Consider the following 15,279-nt stretch of genomic DNA (forward strand, 5'->3'; position numbering starts at 1 on the left):
ATGACAGCAAACTTTACCCCTCTTATTACCGCGCTTGAAGATGCGCCAATTTTAAAAAATGAACTGTGCCGTGTTTTTCATGGCCGTGGCCATAGTGTTGAGGCGTTAAGTCATATTAATTTAGACTTTTATCCGCCCAGTTTGTTTTTGGTTTCGTACGACGAAATTGACGAGCAAACACTAACCGAGCTTACCGACGTTGTGTGGCAGTGGGCACAAAAAAACCAGCCAGAGCTTATTAGCTCACTTGTGTATCAGCAACGCGCTGGCGTACAAAGCCAAAACACCGTGGTTTATGGGCAATTACCTAACCCGCATGTTGTAACCGAAAACGGCATTCGTTTTTTGGTTGATTTACAGAGCCGTCAAAATACCGGAATATTTCCCGATATGCGCAGCGGCCGTGAATTTGTAATGGCTAATAGTAAGCATGGCAAAGTGCTTAATTTATTTTCGTACACGTGTGGGTTTTCGCTTGCAGCTATGCAAGGCGGAGCAGATCATGTAATGAATATGGATATGAGCAAAGGTGTACTTAAAGTCGGCAAGCAAAACCATCAATTAAATGGTTTTGAGCGTGGCGTAAGTTTTTTACCTCACGATATTTTAAAGTCGTTTGGAAAGCTAAAAAAAGCAGCCCCGTTTGACTTAATAATAGTTGATCCGCCAAGCTTTCAAAAAGGCAGTTTTATTTTAACTAAAGACTATCAAAAAGTGCTGCGCAGGTTGCCAGAGCTACTTTGCGATACCACACAATTGTTATTGTGCGCTAATAGCCCAGAGCTTAGCGAAGAGGCGTTTAAGGCGTTAATAAACGAGCACACCCAAGGCGCAATTGAATTTGTTGAGCGCCTAGCCCCTACCGAGCGTTTTATTGAAGTAGACAGCGACAGAAGCTTAAAAGCACTTATCTACAAAACGTCACAATCTGCTGATTAAATGAAGCTCAGCAAACGCCTAACTGCCATTGATACATTAATTTCGCAGCATTACGATATTATTTGGGATTGCTGCTGCGACCATGGTTATTTAGGCATGGCGCTATTAAAACGCGCAGCTGCGAACCAGGTTATTTTTGTAGATATAGTCGCCACTTTAATGAACGACCTAGAAGCGCAATTATCATCTATTAATAAATTACAAAAAACCTGTAATAAAAATCCGCAGTGGCAGGTCTTATGTCAGGATGTAGGCAAAATTGAAATTGCTCAAAGTAAAAGCCAAGTAGTTGTAATAGCAGGTGTTGGCGGTGAGCTGTTGTTAAGTTTAATACAACAAATTATTGCTAATAATGCAGTGGAGCATTTAAATAATGTTCTGTTTATTTTATGCCCAGTGCATCACACTTATAAGTTGCGAGTCGGTTTAAAGCAATTAGGTTTAGGGCTTGTAAGTGAACAAATAGTTTACGACAACAAACGTTTTTATGAAGTGATTGAAGTGAGCTTTAGTAGCAATAATGAGATTAGTCATACCGGCAATAAAATGTGGGACTTTGCTAGTGCAGAGCACGCTATGTACCAGCGGCAACTCATAAATCATTATAATAAAATGCTCAATAAAGATAAGCCATACTATCAAAAAGTTATAACAGACTATCAAGAACTCACCGATAGTTAAAAAAGCCCGAAAGTAGGGCGTACATGTGATCTAATTACGACATTGACGACGTAATGTGTTCATAGTTTATATCGCACAACGCGAGTTTATTTGGTTTATTTATGTCAGATAACAAGAGTCACATTAATCATTTGCTTAGCAATGAGCAAAAATGGCAACACAGTTACGAGCAACCTATTTCTTATGCACCCCTTGTGCAATTGGCTAATAGTAGCTGGGTAGTGCCACAACATTTTTTACGTTACAAGCACACGCTTGAAAGCGTAAACGAAGTGCTTGATAGTATAGAATTTTCGGCTCACTTTAGGGTGCTTGCTGCACAAAAAGGTGAAGAAATTTACCTGCAAGTAGCAGTGCTGAGCCCAGATAACTATCAAAAAAGTGCATCTGCAAATGAAGGCAAAGCCAAAAAGCTATTATTTGGCAGACGCTGGATAGTAGAGGAAAACTTACCTACTTCAGAACTTATTCAAACTACATTTTTAGCGTTAAAAGTAGCGCGTGAACATGAAGTAAGAGAGCTTTTTCAGTTAATGCAAAGCGGCGCAACAAGTACGCCATTTAATAACCATCACGACTTACCGGTAATGGCTCAAAACCCTGAGCTTGTTAAAAGTGAAAGTGCTGAAAGCCGTGTTGATGAAGTGCTTAAACGTATTGTATTTGCAGGAAAAAGTATTGAGCTTAAGAGCCAGCAGCAAATAGCCGAGCAACATTTATATACTGTTGAGCTGTTGTGTGAAGATTGCCAACTTAGCGAGTTTAATAAAAAAACAATCGCGTTTTTAACAGCAGATCCATCCGCTAATAGCTTTTTACACGCCTTAATTACAGCATTAGTAGCCACAAGCAATGATTACGTAAACGAGCAATTTAAGTACAAAGGTTTTGCCCGCTTTAGTAAACACGTTGTGGTTGAACAAATAGGTAACTTAAGTATCGCTATGCGCTCGCCAAGTACCGTAGGGCTTTGCTCTATGGGTAAGCAACATGCTAATCAGTTAAATTTTGAGATAGACAGCGGGCGAGCACCACAGGGCTGCGGGCAAGCTATTGGTGGGTTTTTAGCTGCTCACGGTATTGAGCAGCCAGAAAATGCACATTTATATCCAAATTACTTATAACAATTTAAAGTTTATTAATTTCATCTTTAACGCTAAAGCTTGAATCGGTAACAATAGCCTCAAGTGTTTGTACACGCTCTTTTAATGCAAGCACTTGTGCATTTGTTTCAGCTAATTGTTTATGGGCATCGCTGTTGTTGTTTTGCATTTTATGCTTAAACTCAAGATGCTTTTTATACATATCGTAAACCACTCCTGAGCCAACCGAAATTAGCACAATAAGTACAATCATCGTAGTTCCAGACATAACCTCATTCCTTATCATTTTATTATTCGTTTATGGTTAAAGTATAACCTTTAAGCGCTTTTGATAAAGCTGACAATTGTAACTTAATTTGTATACTTTACTTAAGCTCAGGTTTGAGCGTGTTCATCATTTATACACTTCAGATATTGTTTAATGGCTGCATAGCCACCATATAATAAACATACTTTAGCCAATACAGTGAGTTGCCATGTTAAATAATAAAATACCTCCCGTTATTGTTGTGCTGTTTTTTGCAGGCATAATGGCGCTTATTGCGCATTACAGTGTTATTGATTTCACCGCATTTATTACCTACTTAGCAGCAAGTTTGGTCATTATAGGGTGTGTTTTTTGTATTGCAGGGGTGGTGAGTTTTAAAATAGCAAACACCACTGTAAACCCTAATAAACCTGAGCAAGCGTCAAAACTTATTACTAGCGGTATTTATCGGATTTCGCGTAACCCAATGTACGTAGGTTTTGCATTTATTTTAGCAGGGTGGGGTATTTGGTTAAGTTCCTTGTGGGCACTTTTATGTATTATCGGGTTTATTGCGTATTTAACGTTTTTTCAAATAATACCCGAGGAGCGTGCGCTCACTAAATTATTTGGCGAAGAGTTTACCGCCTATAAAGCGCGCGTAAAACGCTGGTTGTAATCTCTACGTTAAAATTAAACAAACAAAAAAGGCTATCGATGATAGCCTTTTTTTGTTTACAGCAATTGTATTACTAATTAATTAGCGCTTATTCGTATTCTAACGGGTCTGTAATGTTATTTAGTGCAAATGCTTCAAGGCGTTCTTGGCACGCGCCACATTTACCACAGGCCTTTTCACGGCCGTTATAACAAGTCCACGTTTGGCTGTAATCTAATCCCATTTCAATACCGTCGGTTAAAATACCAATTTTAGTATTGTTTAAGTATGGGCTAAAAATTTCTACAGCGTCGTAGTTAGCAATACGACACACATCATCCATTTTTTGCACAAATTCAGGACGGCAGTCAGGGTAAATAGCATGATCCCCAGAGTGAGCGCCGTAATAAACTTGGCCAGCTTTAAGTGATACCGCGTAACCAACAGCAAGCGAGAGCAAAATCATATTACGATTAGGTACAATCGTACTTTTCATGCTTTCTTCTTCGTAATGGCCTTCAGGCACATCAATGTCATCAGTAAGTGATGAGCCACCAATAAGTTGGTTAATCGCCGAAATATCAACAATTTTGTGTGGAACGTTTAATTTTTCACACACACTTGCCGCCACTTTAAGCTCTTTTACATGACGCTGACCATAGTCAAATGATAGGGCATATACATCATGGCCTTGTTGCAGGGCTTTATTTAATACGGTAAATGAGTCCATACCGCCGGAATAAATAACAACTACTTTTTGCGTCATATCTGTTTTGCTCTTAGTTTTAATAGAGGTTTATATCAGGGCGCGATATACTACACGGCCGCAGCTTAAATAACAATTTTTGCACAGCGCTTTTTGGTTTTTTAATAGTAGCAATTTGGCTGCTAGGTAGTAAGTGAGATCTCTTTTGTACAAAATTAATGAAGTGTTTGAAACCATTCAAGGTGAAGCTAGCTTTACTGGCACACCCTCAATATTTTTACGTTTGCAAGGCTGCCCAGTAGGCTGCTCTTGGTGCGACACCAAGCAAACGTGGGATGTTGATAATGTATATAAAGTATCGCTGGACGAAACCGTAGAAAAAAAGGCCGACTCAGATCATTGGGCTAACGCCAGTGCAGAGCAAATTTTAGCGTTGTTTCAATCACGTGGTTATACCGCAAAACACGTAGTAATTACCGGCGGCGAGCCATGTATGTTCGACTTAAATCCAGTATGTAACTTATTGCACGAACATGGTTTTAGTACACAAATAGAAACCAGCGGCACGTTTGAAATACTCGCCCCAGAGCAAACATGGGTAACGGTATCGCCAAAAATTAATATGCGCGGCGGTTATGAAGTACTTACCAGCACCATGAAGCGTGCAAACGAGATAAAACACCCCGTTGCTATGCAAAAGCACGTAGAAGAGCTTGAAGAGTTATTTGCTAAAACAGGCGTTAATCCAAAGCTTGTTTACTTGCAGCCAATTAGCCAAAAAGTATCAGCAACCAAATTAGCAATCGACACCTGTATTGCCAAAAACTGGCGCCTATCAATACAAGTACATAAGTATTTAGGAATTAGTTAAAGCCAGCTTAAAGTTATAGTACGTAGGTTGGGTAGAGCGTAGCGAAACCCAACGAACCTCCAATTCCACACCGTTTTATAACAACGCTCTATAATATTTAAATACACAGGCCGTATAAGCGAAGTGCCATCCGACAACCCTGTACTTTATAGCCTGAACTTTATAACCTAAGATTACATCTACCCTAAAGCTCATATCTTCTTCGTTAATTGTGCTAATTAGTTTACTATGCGCGACTTAAAAATATTCTACTACTTACGACTAGGCTTATATGTCCGCAAATGCACTCTACACCGACCTTTCTGATTACTACGACTTAATGTGCGCAGATATAGATTATCAAGCCCAAAGCAATTCTATTCACAGGCTGCACCAAATTTTTGGTAATGGCGCAAATACCCATCTCGATTTAGCATGTGGCACCGGCCCGCATGTACGCCACTTTATTGATTACGGCTATAAAAGTAGTGGGCTTGATTTAAACCAGCCAATGCTCGATAAAGCAAAAGTTCGTTGTCCAGAAGCGCAATTTTCATTGCAAAATATGAGTGAGTTTAAAGTAACCGAGCAATTGGATTTAATTACCTGCTTTTTGTATTCAATCCACTACTGCGACGGCATTAATAAGCTAAAAGAATGCCTTGCCAGCGTACACAGCGCATTAAACGTGGGTGGAATATTTTGCTTTAACACGGTTGATAAAAACAAAATCGACAGCGATTCATTTGTAGAGCACACAGCAACAAGCGAAAATAGCTTCTTCACATTTCGCTCTGGCTGGCACTACAGTGGCACTGGCAGCAAACAGTTATTAAAACTCAGCATAGAAAAAACCACCGCAGATAAAACACTCGTATGGCACGACGAGCACCCAATGGTTGCTTTTAGTTATACCGAGCTGAAAGAAGCCTTAAAGCCGTACTTCGAAATCCACATATTTGAACATGACTACGACAAAATAACCCCATGGGCAGAGCGCTCAGGCAACGCCATTTTCGTCTGCGTAAAAATTTAAGTTAAACAGTCATCAAGAAGAGATAAAAGCTTGGGTAGAGCGTAGCGAAACCCAACGAGCTCCAACGAACCTCCAATACCCATACCTAATTACCCCGCATTATATATTTGAAAGCCGTAGGTCGGATAAGCGAAGCGCCATCCGACACAAACAAAGTTGAATACCGCGACACATAAGCAGCTTTTGATTAAAGCTTAGGAAGGTTTGCAACGCTTTAATTTAATCTCTATTTAGGTACTCAGCTACCTCAAGCACTTGCTCATGAGTTCCTGTAGGTAAAAGTCTATCTACATTGTAGTCGTAGCATAAATACTCTTCTTTACTCCACACTGAAGACGTTTTGCTTCCAACTAAAAGTATACTCCCACTTGTGCATTGGGTATAACCATTAGCGCTAGCTGCAATTTGCCAAGTAACATAATTCGCAATAAGCGTTACTATTGAAACTACTAGCATTACACCAACAGCTAACCCTAATTTCTTTTTTAAACTGTTAAAAAAAGGTTTCTCTGTTAAGTCAAATAAAATATCAGAAATACCTATCAACACAGCTAAACACATTACAGCCCAAGCAGGAAAAATAAGAATATCAACACTCGATGAGACAATTACAGGGTAACCACTGTATGGATATAGTAGCCCTTGTATTATTTCATTGAGTACATAAGACGCCATAAACCATGTAGCTAAAATAGTAAGGGCTATTGCGATAACTAACGCAATTAAAAAAGTAGCGTCGATATTACTAAATCGTTGTTTTAAACTTTTTACCATGGGTTAACTAACTCATTTATAAAACCATTCAACTCTTTTTTTACTTTAATCTTAACGGATTTCACTATTGATTCAGTAGTAACTAAATAGACTCTATGAAGCTCTTCTCATAAATTCTTTTTCTCTTTGTTCTAAATATTTTATTAATGATTCGGTAATTTTAAGTTTTATATCTGCTTGATTTAATAAGATACTAATACCAACTCCCACAATAATACCAGCACTTATTGCTACTACAGCAATTAATAAGCCAAAGAGAATGCCTCCTATGGCTCCTAAAACAGCTTTAACGATATCGGTACTCGTTGTAGCCAACCAGTTTGTCCAACGATAATCCTCTTCAAAAAGCCAACTAATGCTATTTAGAGTCACAGAAAAAAATACTGAAATATAAAAACCACTTTTAGCTCCTTGTTTCAAAGCCTCTTTACCCACACCCAATAACTTCGCATTATATATTTGAAAGCGTAGGTCGGATAAGAGAAGCGCCATCCGACACAGTAACTTATTTGAGTTTAGGCGAATATAAACAGCTAATTAATTATGATGTATGAAGTCAAGATTTGACCCCTATGGTTCGACCCCTATGGTTTTTTAGAAATATTATCTTCTTTAGCTACCCAAATTGAAACAAGCTCTTGAGCATTAACGTATTCTGGATTTTCAGCTAAAAAGGAAATAGCAATTTTGGCTTCTTCAATAGAAGTTAGCTTTAAATTGCTTCTGTTAAAATACGCAGTAAGCTTTTGTTCTTGTGTTTTAGTCATATTATCGTAGTTGTTTGCAACCCAATATACGATGTGAATCAATGCTTCTGTATGTTTATTTTCCATACGCAGTATATTAGCTAAATCTACATGCACTGTGGCATCTAGCGCAAGTACTTGTTTAGCAGTGAAACCTGCATTATTTGCATGTTTCATATATGACATTTTTTGTTTTTGAAGCAACTTCCATGCTTCATCAAATAACTTGTTTTTTATAGCAACTTTTGCATTTTTTTTCAGTTCTGCGGCTTTACCTAAATGTTCCTCAGTAGTAGTGCTACTACTAAACAATTCCCCTGTATATTTAGATTCTCTTAGTCCACTACGAGAAACTATCTTTGTATCAGGTTTTCTTATCTGCTTATTAATATCTCTTTTTTGCTTTAAAGCTATGAAATACAACAATAGAAAAGCCCCGAGTAGAACTAAAATAAAAATCACCATAATCTATCTTCCTTATATAAATATTATGTTGTTATATTGAATATGAAATCAAAGCGGTCAAATCTTGACCTCATACATCAAAATTATTGTTTGCTTATTTATCCCTCGATCATGCTTTTATTTAATCAAATTTTGAGTAAATAACATAAAAAAGCGTTGCTCTAGAGTAATGCCTTTCTGTATCTTTTTAATAGCTCAAAGGCTATTCAGCCGTTAAATAAGTTTGGGGCTATTTAATAGTGATCTTTAGTTTTAAACTTACAACTATAAAAATCAATACTTACAAGGAAGAACACTTGCATATCCAAATTGCAGAACACATTAAATTAGCTCCTTTAGTGGAAAGCGATGCTGCGGACATTTTAAAGACTGTTAATTTAAGTCGGGCAAGTTTAGGTAAGTTTTTGCCTTGGGTAGAAGGGGTAAATAGTATTGAATCAGCTAAAAAGTACATACTCGACAGAGTCAACAGCGGTCTAAATGGTTCGCGGTGGTTTAAAATTTATTATAAAGATAATCTGAGTGGTATTTTTGCAGTTAAGTCTATTTGTCCTGAGTTGAATGTAGCGGAGCTTGGTTACTGGTTAAGTAGTGATGCACAAGGAAATGGTATTATCAGTCAAGTAATTACGATAGTGCCAATCATACTCAAAAATACAAGCGCTAAAGTAATTGAGTTTAGATGCTTAGAACAAAATGCAGCTAGCATTAAAATTGCTTTAAAATCAGGTGCAAGTTTAGTTGGTACTATTCCAAACTTTGTATCGGTTGGTAATACACGACAACAACTTAATATATATCAAGTGGCTTTATAAATAACCCTGAATACCAGACTCTCCAGTAATAACTCCGTCTATTTAATTACTTTTCTCATCAATTTCTTTCCCGCAATTATAACAATCGTTAGTTGGAAGCTTATAACTAGAAATAGAGCGCATTACTTGGTTTTTCTTACAGGCAGGGCAGGCGTAATTAATTACAGAGATTATAAGCGCAATAGCAAAAACAAAACTACCGATATAAAACGGGTTTGAGTAAAATTGCATACTTGGTTCTGAAAAGTTAAAACCAATAATACAGATGATTAATGCAGTTAAATAAAGTTTAAATTTTAGGCTTTTGTTCAAGGTTTAAATATCCAATTGGCAAGGTGTTAGTAATAAGTGCTTTGGCAGTTTTAACAAATTATTTACTTAATTACTATTTAAGTTTTTATATAGCGCAAATGTATAGGCATAAAAAAAGCGTTGCCCTTGAGCAACGCTTTTCTGTATTTGTCTAATAGCTGGTAGCTAACTTACTCAGCCGCTAGCTTATTCTGCTGCAAGATTACTCTGCTGCAAGATAATCCAAAACCACTTGATGGTGATCTTTAGTTTTAAACTTATCAAATAGGTGTTTAATTTTACCGTCTTGGCCTACTAAAAACGTTAGGCGATGAATACCATCGTACTCTTTACCCATAAACTTTTTGTAGCCCCATACACCAAATGCTTCAGCAATGGCGTGGTCTTCATCGGCTAATAGGTCAAAATTAAGCTCTTTTTTAGTTTCAAAGTTTTTAAGGCGCTTAATTGGATCTGGGCTAATACCTACAACGCGGGTATTAAATTTAGCAAGCTGTGCTTGCTCATCGCGTAGGTTTTCGGCTTGTACAGTACAGCCCGGCGTTGACGCTTTAGGGTAAAAGTACACAAGCACTTGTTGCTCTTTTAACAGCTCGCTTAATGTTACTGTTTCGTCGTTTTGGTTTTGTAGGCTAAAAGCGGGTGCAGTATCGCCTGCTTGTAATGGACTAATTGTGTTCATGTTTAGCATCCTTAACGAATTCGTTTAAAAATATAATCTACGTTTAGTGTGTGAGAAAGGCTCTCAAAACTAATTTTAAATTGATCTATATCTACATCAACAGGTATGTTGAATTCAAGTTCACAACGCATTTTAATGTTGTCTTCTTGGGAATAAGTGTCTGACTTAAGTGAGCAAATACTAATATTATTGTCGGCAAAAAAGCGCGTTACTTTGCTCAATGTGCCAGGGGTGTCTATGCCTGTGTATTCTAGAGTGTAACCTGCACAAAACTCGCTAGGAGTATGACTTGCTGTACGCTTCATCATGGTTAGTAGGCCAAGTTCCATGGCTTTAGTGGGCAGTACGTGCTCTATGCGGCTTATTGCCGACATGTCGCCGCTAAGTAGCATTATGAAGGTAAATTCGCAGCCTAAAATAGCAATACGGCTGTCAATAATGTTGCAGTGGCAATCGCTAACCAGTTGGGTTAGTTCACTTACAATACCGGGTCTGTCTTCGCCAATCGCTGTTAAAACAATTTGATGATTTGAAAATGCAGTCATGAGTTCAAATACCTTGTTACTTGGATTATATCAACCGAGTTGGCAACACCAAAAATACACACGAGAAGTTGCACGGCGGCGAAGTTTAACACAAAAAGGGCTCTAAACTACAGCACACGCTAATTAAGCGCTTTTAAAGTGCGGTGTTTCTTGTTTTTACTGGCACGGGAAAGTACCATAGCTAAAATTTGCTTATTTGCGCTTAGTTTTATTGCTAAGTTGAAGTGCTGAACTTTATTGCATTTAGGCAGCCAAATAATAAATGTAAAGTTAATATTGATTTTACACTGAACCAAATCGGCATTACCCACTCATATATTTGTTAAAACAATTAAAGGGTATGCTAAGGAGAAATATCTGTGCAGTATTGGATCCCAAAAGCACTTGCAGTAAGTGTATTGGTAAGTTTATCAGGGTGTAGTGTATTTATTAATAAGGCACATGACGAACGTAACTATCGTACGCATGAGCCTGTAAAAGCACCAACGTCGTTATCTCAACCAGCTCAAGACCCAGTTTATAAAATGGATGTAGGTCAATACGACAACAATCCTGAAGCTACAAATTACCGCCCACCGGCACAAGTATTAACAATTGCTAAAGGCAGTTGGGTAGAAGAGACAGATAAACAAGCGCGTATTTATTTTGATAAAAACGATGGCATTGCTGATTTAGATGAATTTCTTTGGGACACGATTCAATCAGTCCTTGCTGATAACAATGCAGGAACCACTAAAGAAGACAAGCTACTAGGTACTATTGAAACTGATTGGTACTCAATCATTAAAACCGAAGAAGGTTTTTGGTGGTGGGGCGATGAAGTTAACGATGACTTAGAAAAATTTAGATTCACTATTGAAGAAAAGTCACATCAGCGTACTGCGTCTTTACGTGTAGAGCTGATAGATTTTAAAGGCGACCATACGCTAACTGATTTGTTAAAGCAGCAGTTAGAAGTACGTGCGCTTAACCAAGTAGTGAGCGAGTTTGATTACCGTTACCGTCAACTTGAAGTTGATATGCGTAAACGCCAAGGTATTATTTCTCTTGAAATGGGCTTTGATAACAAAGGTAATGCAGCACTTGTAACTGAGCAATCTTACGAAGCTGTGTTTGACCGTTTCTCTGGATTTTTAGAGCGCTTGTCGTTCACTATTGTTGAAATTAACCCAGATACGGGCTTAATTACTGCTGATTACACTAAACCAGAAACAAGTGTTTGGGATTCAATTTGGGGTGATGACGTAGCTCAACTACCTATTGATGAAGGCCAATACCAAATTTTAGTAAGTAAAACTAAAGAAGGCGGTACTAGCTTAACGTGGATGGATGACAAAGGCGAAACGCTTGAGCCAGGTACTATGAATGGTTTACAACAAGCATTAGAAGCAGCACTCATTCAGCGCGGCATTAAAATTTAAATAATAATAAGTTTTACCACAAAAAGAGCGCTATGCTCTTTTTGTGGTTTTTATAGGTTAATAAATATGTCTCAGCTACCTCATCGTTCACACTACACGTGGCGCACTTGGTTTACTTTTTTGGTTCCTTCGTTAATTGGTGTATTTTTATTTATGACACCCATTAGTACCTCGCAAGGGATGACCATTCCTATTGCCGTTATGGCAAAAGCGGTTCAAGCAATGATGCTTGGCTCTGCTCAAGCAATTATTACTCTCATTATTTGTATTACAGGGGTTATTTCTGTAATTACTAAAGTGTTTAAACCCGCCGCTATATGTAACTCACCTTTATTAAAGCATTTATTTGATGTGAGCTGGACATGGCTGGTGGTGCGCTTATTTGGTATGGCGTTTGGTTTAATGACGTACTTAAGCCTAGGCAGCGAGATGATTACCTCGGCCAATACTGGCGCGCTGGTATTAAATGACTTATTGCCAGTGTTGTTTTCGGTATTTATTTTAGCGGGCTTATTACTGCCGCTATTAATTAACTTTGGTCTACTAGAGCTTGCTGGTACGTTAATGACTAAAGTAATGCGCCCTGTATTTGGTGTACCGGGTAGAAGTGCGGTTGACTGTACTGCATCGTGGTTAGGTGATGGTAGTGTGGGTATTTTGATGACTGCAAGGCAGTACGATCAAAAGCACTATACACAACGCGAAGCGGCTATTATTGGTACTACGTTTTCAGCGGTTTCAATTACGTTTAGTTTAGTGGTGCTTGGGCAAGTTAAACTTGAATACTTATTTGCACCGTTTTACGCAACGGTATGTTTAGCCGGTATTGTTGCCGCTATTATTGTGCCGCGATTACCGCCACTGCGCTTTAAAAAAGACTTACTGATTGATGGTACTGAGCCAGATAGAGACGCTGAAACAATTCCGGGTCATAAAACCTTATTTGGTCATTCGTTAGATGTTGCATTAGCTAAAGCAGATAACTCAACGGGTGTTAAAGGTACTATAAAAGAGGGCTTACATAACGCGCTTGATATGGTGTTTGGTGTATTGCCTGTGGTTATGGCGGTAGGTACATTTGCACTGATCATTGCTGAGCATACGCCTATATTTCAGTATTTAGGTATGCCGTTTGTGCCATTTTTAGAGTTATTACAAGTACCCGAAGCGGCAGCAGCGTCGCAGACTATTATGGTTGGTTTTGCTGATATGTTTATTCCGTCAATATTAGCAGCAGGTACAATTGAAAGTGATGTAACGCGCTTTATTATTGCCGCAATGAGTGTAACTCAGCTTATTTATATGTCTGAGGTGGGCGCACTTTTACTTGGCAGTAAAATACCGGTAAATATTTTAGAGTTATTTATTATATTTATTTTGCGAACGCTAATTACTTTACCTGTTATTGCGCTAATGGCGCATTGGTTAGTAGGCTAAATTAACGAAAATATAATTAAGCGAATTGGTATTATTGAAAAAGCCCTGATTAATCAGGGCTTTTTTGTGTCTGTTGTATTTTTAATATTGGCGTTGGGCTTTTTAAACTCCGTTTTTGCAGAGAGTCTAATCAGCGCAATATTACCAATGACAATAGCAAAAACAACGGCGACAATAATTACAATATGCCAAGTTTGCATCGCAGTATCACTTAATATTTAGTACGTTTAAGTGTGACCGTTTTACGCTATAACAGCAATTAAATTACTCAAAACACAATCAATAATTTTAAACGCAATCAATAACTTTAAACACAATCAATAACCTTAAAAACGTCTAGCTACCGAAAGCGTTAAAAAGTTAAGCCCTGGGTTTGGCTCTTTAAAGCCTGCGTTTGAATAGTGAATAACTCTAAGGGCAACGTTAGTATGACCAAAGTCGGCAACAAGGCCTATGCGGTCTTCAAACTGGTAGTGAGTACTTATGTTTTTACCGGCAAACTGCGTTTCATCAATCAGTGATACACCAATCCCTGCTTCAACATAAAATGGGGTGTTGTTAAAACTAAAGGCAGGAAATTGCAGCACAGGTGACATAGCAAGTACTAGGTTTGATTGTGTTTCATCGCCGTGGCGGTATTCCCACATATTTACGCTGGTTTCAAAGTAAAAGCGTGCATCACCAATTATATTTTGCATGCTAGGTGCATGATACTGATACGCAAGCTTAACGCCGTTTACGTTACCTTCGCCTTTGAGAAAATCAACGGCATAACCGTGGTTCGATTGAGCAAAAGCAAGTTTGCCAAAAAGTGAAACTACTAATATAAATGAGATAATAAGTGTTTTAAGTGACGTTTTCATAGGTGCCAAATGTTTGTCTGATTCAAGTGATAACTAAATGATAAGGGCGACCTATTAACAATTACAATGAGGACAAAATGCCGGTTGTATATGAGCTGTTAATGGAGGTTTCTAACTGCTTGAATTTATTTTAGTTATTTAATTGGTGCAATTTGGGCATTAATAAGTTGCTTATTTGTGCCTTTTTTATTGCGTATAGTTCGCGTAAATTACAGCCATCTTAATCACACAGACATATACAATTATGAAACTCTTTAAACTATTCGTTTTAGCCACTGCTTTTTTTAGTAGTTCGTTATTTGCACAAACTCAGCAATCGCCAGATCAGTTACTTGAATCAGTAGCCGATAAGCTATTTGCAGACATTGGCCAAGTAAATTCAAAAGGCACAGCAAGCAAAGAAGCGATGGCTGCCATTGTTGAAAAACGTTTAATGCCACATATTGATGTTAAGTTTGTGTCGTTTAAATTATTAGGTAAGCACATTAAAGGCATTGAGCGCGAACAGGCTGTTCAATTTATAGATGCAGTAGAGCATTACTTAACAGGCACATACGCTGGTGCACTAATGAAGTACACAGGTCAAAAAGTAGTATTTGAGCGTAATAACGCAAAAAGTGACTCTGAGTACGCAACAGTTAATACACAAATTATTGAGCCAAATGCGCCTACAATCGACTTAAGTTTTAAGCTTCGTTTAGGTAAAAATGATGAGTGGAAAGTATACGATATTGTTGCCGAAGGTATTTCACTATTAAGTGCTAAGCAAAAAGAGATTATTCAACGTATTTCTGAAGTGGGTTTAGATCAAGTTATTAGCGAGTTAAAAAGTAAATAGACTATTTGTCTGGCTCTGATTAAGCCCAACTCCAACCTCAAAAACGGCCAATTACTTATGTACTTGGCCGTTTTTATATTTGTAAGTAAAGGATTGTTGTTATTGCGTAATTTTGCGCTAGCAGCAAAACAAAGGTGTGCTAGAATATCGACACTTTGATT

20 protein-coding genes are annotated in these 15,279 nt (G+C 38.0%); 10 read left to right on the forward strand and 10 right to left on the reverse strand.

Translation table 11 applies throughout. The annotated features are described in order from the left end of the window. From GQR45_RS14325 to GQR45_RS14335, 3 genes are all read left to right on the forward strand, one after another. A complete protein-coding gene (locus tag GQR45_RS14325; RefSeq protein WP_165726295.1) occupies positions 1 to 939 on the forward strand; it encodes a class I SAM-dependent methyltransferase in 939 nt (312 codons plus the stop codon). Further along, entirely contained in the window at positions 940 to 1,620 is a 681-nt protein-coding gene (locus GQR45_RS14330; protein ID WP_165726296.1) for a tRNA (adenine(22)-N(1))-methyltransferase TrmK, read from the forward strand. 101 nt (positions 1,621 to 1,721) lie between these two features. Continuing rightward, the gene (locus GQR45_RS14335; protein WP_165726297.1) at positions 1,722 to 2,744 is read left to right on the forward strand and encodes a hypothetical protein; all 1,023 of its coding nucleotides are present in this window, start codon (positions 1,722 to 1,724) and stop codon (positions 2,742 to 2,744) included. A 4-nt stretch (positions 2,745 to 2,748) separates the two neighbouring features. Here GQR45_RS14335 and GQR45_RS14340 read toward each other — a convergent pair whose 3' ends face one another. Further along, the gene (locus GQR45_RS14340; protein WP_007583900.1) at positions 2,749 to 2,991 is read right to left on the reverse strand and encodes a hypothetical protein; all 243 of its coding nucleotides are present in this window, start codon (positions 2,989 to 2,991) and stop codon (positions 2,749 to 2,751) included. Between the two features lie 208 nt (positions 2,992 to 3,199). Between GQR45_RS14340 and GQR45_RS14345 the strand changes: the two genes are divergently transcribed. Next, positions 3,200 to 3,649: an isoprenylcysteine carboxylmethyltransferase family protein gene (locus GQR45_RS14345; RefSeq protein WP_007583901.1), complete on the forward strand. Its 450-nt coding sequence runs from the start codon at positions 3,200 to 3,202 to the stop codon at positions 3,647 to 3,649. An 88-nt stretch (positions 3,650 to 3,737) separates the two neighbouring features. Here the strand turns inward: GQR45_RS14345 and queC are convergent, their stop codons facing one another. Continuing rightward, a complete protein-coding gene (gene queC / locus GQR45_RS14350; protein WP_007583902.1) occupies positions 3,738 to 4,394 on the reverse strand; it encodes a 7-cyano-7-deazaguanine synthase QueC in 657 nt (218 codons plus the stop codon). A 145-nt stretch (positions 4,395 to 4,539) separates the two neighbouring features. Between queC and queE the strand changes: the two genes are divergently transcribed. Next, a complete protein-coding gene (gene queE / locus GQR45_RS14355) occupies positions 4,540 to 5,205 on the forward strand; it encodes a 7-carboxy-7-deazaguanine synthase QueE (protein ID WP_002960417.1) in 666 nt (221 codons plus the stop codon). A 271-nt stretch (positions 5,206 to 5,476) separates the two neighbouring features. After that, positions 5,477 to 6,220, forward strand: a complete 744-nt coding sequence (locus tag GQR45_RS14360) for a class I SAM-dependent methyltransferase (RefSeq protein ID WP_165726298.1) — start codon at positions 5,477 to 5,479, stop codon at positions 6,218 to 6,220. Between the two features lie 219 nt (positions 6,221 to 6,439). Here the strand turns inward: GQR45_RS14360 and GQR45_RS14365 are convergent, their stop codons facing one another. From GQR45_RS14365 to GQR45_RS14375, 3 genes are all read right to left on the reverse strand, one after another. Further along, positions 6,440 to 6,994 carry a hypothetical protein gene (locus tag GQR45_RS14365; protein ID WP_165726299.1) on the reverse strand — a complete coding sequence of 185 codons (555 nt, stop codon included), beginning with the start codon at positions 6,992 to 6,994 and terminating at the stop codon, positions 6,440 to 6,442. A gap of 93 nt (positions 6,995 to 7,087) precedes the next feature. Then, positions 7,088 to 7,486: a hypothetical protein gene (locus tag GQR45_RS14370; protein ID WP_165726300.1), complete on the reverse strand. Its 399-nt coding sequence runs from the start codon at positions 7,484 to 7,486 to the stop codon at positions 7,088 to 7,090. A 92-nt stretch (positions 7,487 to 7,578) separates the two neighbouring features. Then, complete coding sequence (locus GQR45_RS14375; RefSeq protein ID WP_165726301.1) at positions 7,579 to 8,205, reverse strand: hypothetical protein; 627 nt, start codon at positions 8,203 to 8,205, stop codon at positions 7,579 to 7,581. A 239-nt stretch (positions 8,206 to 8,444) separates the two neighbouring features. Between GQR45_RS14375 and GQR45_RS14380 the strand changes: the two genes are divergently transcribed. Then, positions 8,445 to 9,020 (forward strand): GNAT family N-acetyltransferase, encoded by a 576-nt coding sequence (locus GQR45_RS14380; RefSeq protein ID WP_346774205.1) that lies wholly within the window; start codon positions 8,445 to 8,447, stop codon positions 9,018 to 9,020. Positions 9,021 to 9,062: 42 nt separating this feature from the next. Here GQR45_RS14380 and GQR45_RS14385 read toward each other — a convergent pair whose 3' ends face one another. The 3 genes from GQR45_RS14385 to GQR45_RS14395 form a co-directional block, all read right to left on the reverse strand. Then, a complete protein-coding gene (locus tag GQR45_RS14385) occupies positions 9,063 to 9,332 on the reverse strand; it encodes a hypothetical protein (protein ID WP_101162899.1) in 270 nt (89 codons plus the stop codon). A gap of 202 nt (positions 9,333 to 9,534) precedes the next feature. Then, positions 9,535 to 10,014, reverse strand: coding sequence for a thioredoxin-dependent thiol peroxidase (gene bcp, locus GQR45_RS14390; RefSeq protein ID WP_002963124.1), 480 nt, complete (start codon positions 10,012 to 10,014; stop codon positions 9,535 to 9,537). A gap of 11 nt (positions 10,015 to 10,025) precedes the next feature. Then, on the reverse strand, positions 10,026 to 10,559 hold the full coding sequence (locus GQR45_RS14395; protein WP_007583906.1) for an ACT domain-containing protein: 534 nt from the start codon (positions 10,557 to 10,559) through the stop codon (positions 10,026 to 10,028). Positions 10,560 to 10,918: 359 nt separating this feature from the next. On the opposite strand from GQR45_RS14395, the gene bamC reads away from it, so the two are divergent. Both bamC and GQR45_RS14405 read left to right on the forward strand, forming a co-directional pair. After that, a complete protein-coding gene (gene bamC, locus GQR45_RS14400) occupies positions 10,919 to 11,980 on the forward strand; it encodes an outer membrane protein assembly factor BamC (RefSeq protein ID WP_024591010.1) in 1,062 nt (353 codons plus the stop codon). Between the two features lie 66 nt (positions 11,981 to 12,046). Continuing rightward, a complete protein-coding gene (locus GQR45_RS14405; protein ID WP_007583911.1) occupies positions 12,047 to 13,417 on the forward strand; it encodes a YjiH family protein in 1,371 nt (456 codons plus the stop codon). A gap of 53 nt (positions 13,418 to 13,470) precedes the next feature. Here GQR45_RS14405 and GQR45_RS14410 read toward each other — a convergent pair whose 3' ends face one another. Continuing rightward, positions 13,471 to 13,617 (reverse strand): DUF2897 family protein, encoded by a 147-nt coding sequence (locus GQR45_RS14410; protein WP_007583912.1) that lies wholly within the window; start codon positions 13,615 to 13,617, stop codon positions 13,471 to 13,473. A gap of 126 nt (positions 13,618 to 13,743) precedes the next feature. Next, on the reverse strand, positions 13,744 to 14,280 hold the full coding sequence (locus GQR45_RS14415) for an acyloxyacyl hydrolase (RefSeq protein WP_007583913.1): 537 nt from the start codon (positions 14,278 to 14,280) through the stop codon (positions 13,744 to 13,746). A gap of 244 nt (positions 14,281 to 14,524) precedes the next feature. On the opposite strand from GQR45_RS14415, the gene GQR45_RS14420 reads away from it, so the two are divergent. After that, entirely contained in the window at positions 14,525 to 15,118 is a 594-nt protein-coding gene (locus GQR45_RS14420) for an ABC transporter substrate-binding protein (protein ID WP_007583914.1), read from the forward strand. Positions 15,119 to 15,279 lie beyond the last annotated feature (161 nt).

The sequence above is a fragment of the Pseudoalteromonas sp. SA25 genome (assembly GCF_011378705.1).
Taxonomy (GTDB): Bacteria; Pseudomonadota; Gammaproteobacteria; order Enterobacterales; family Alteromonadaceae; genus Pseudoalteromonas; species Pseudoalteromonas arctica.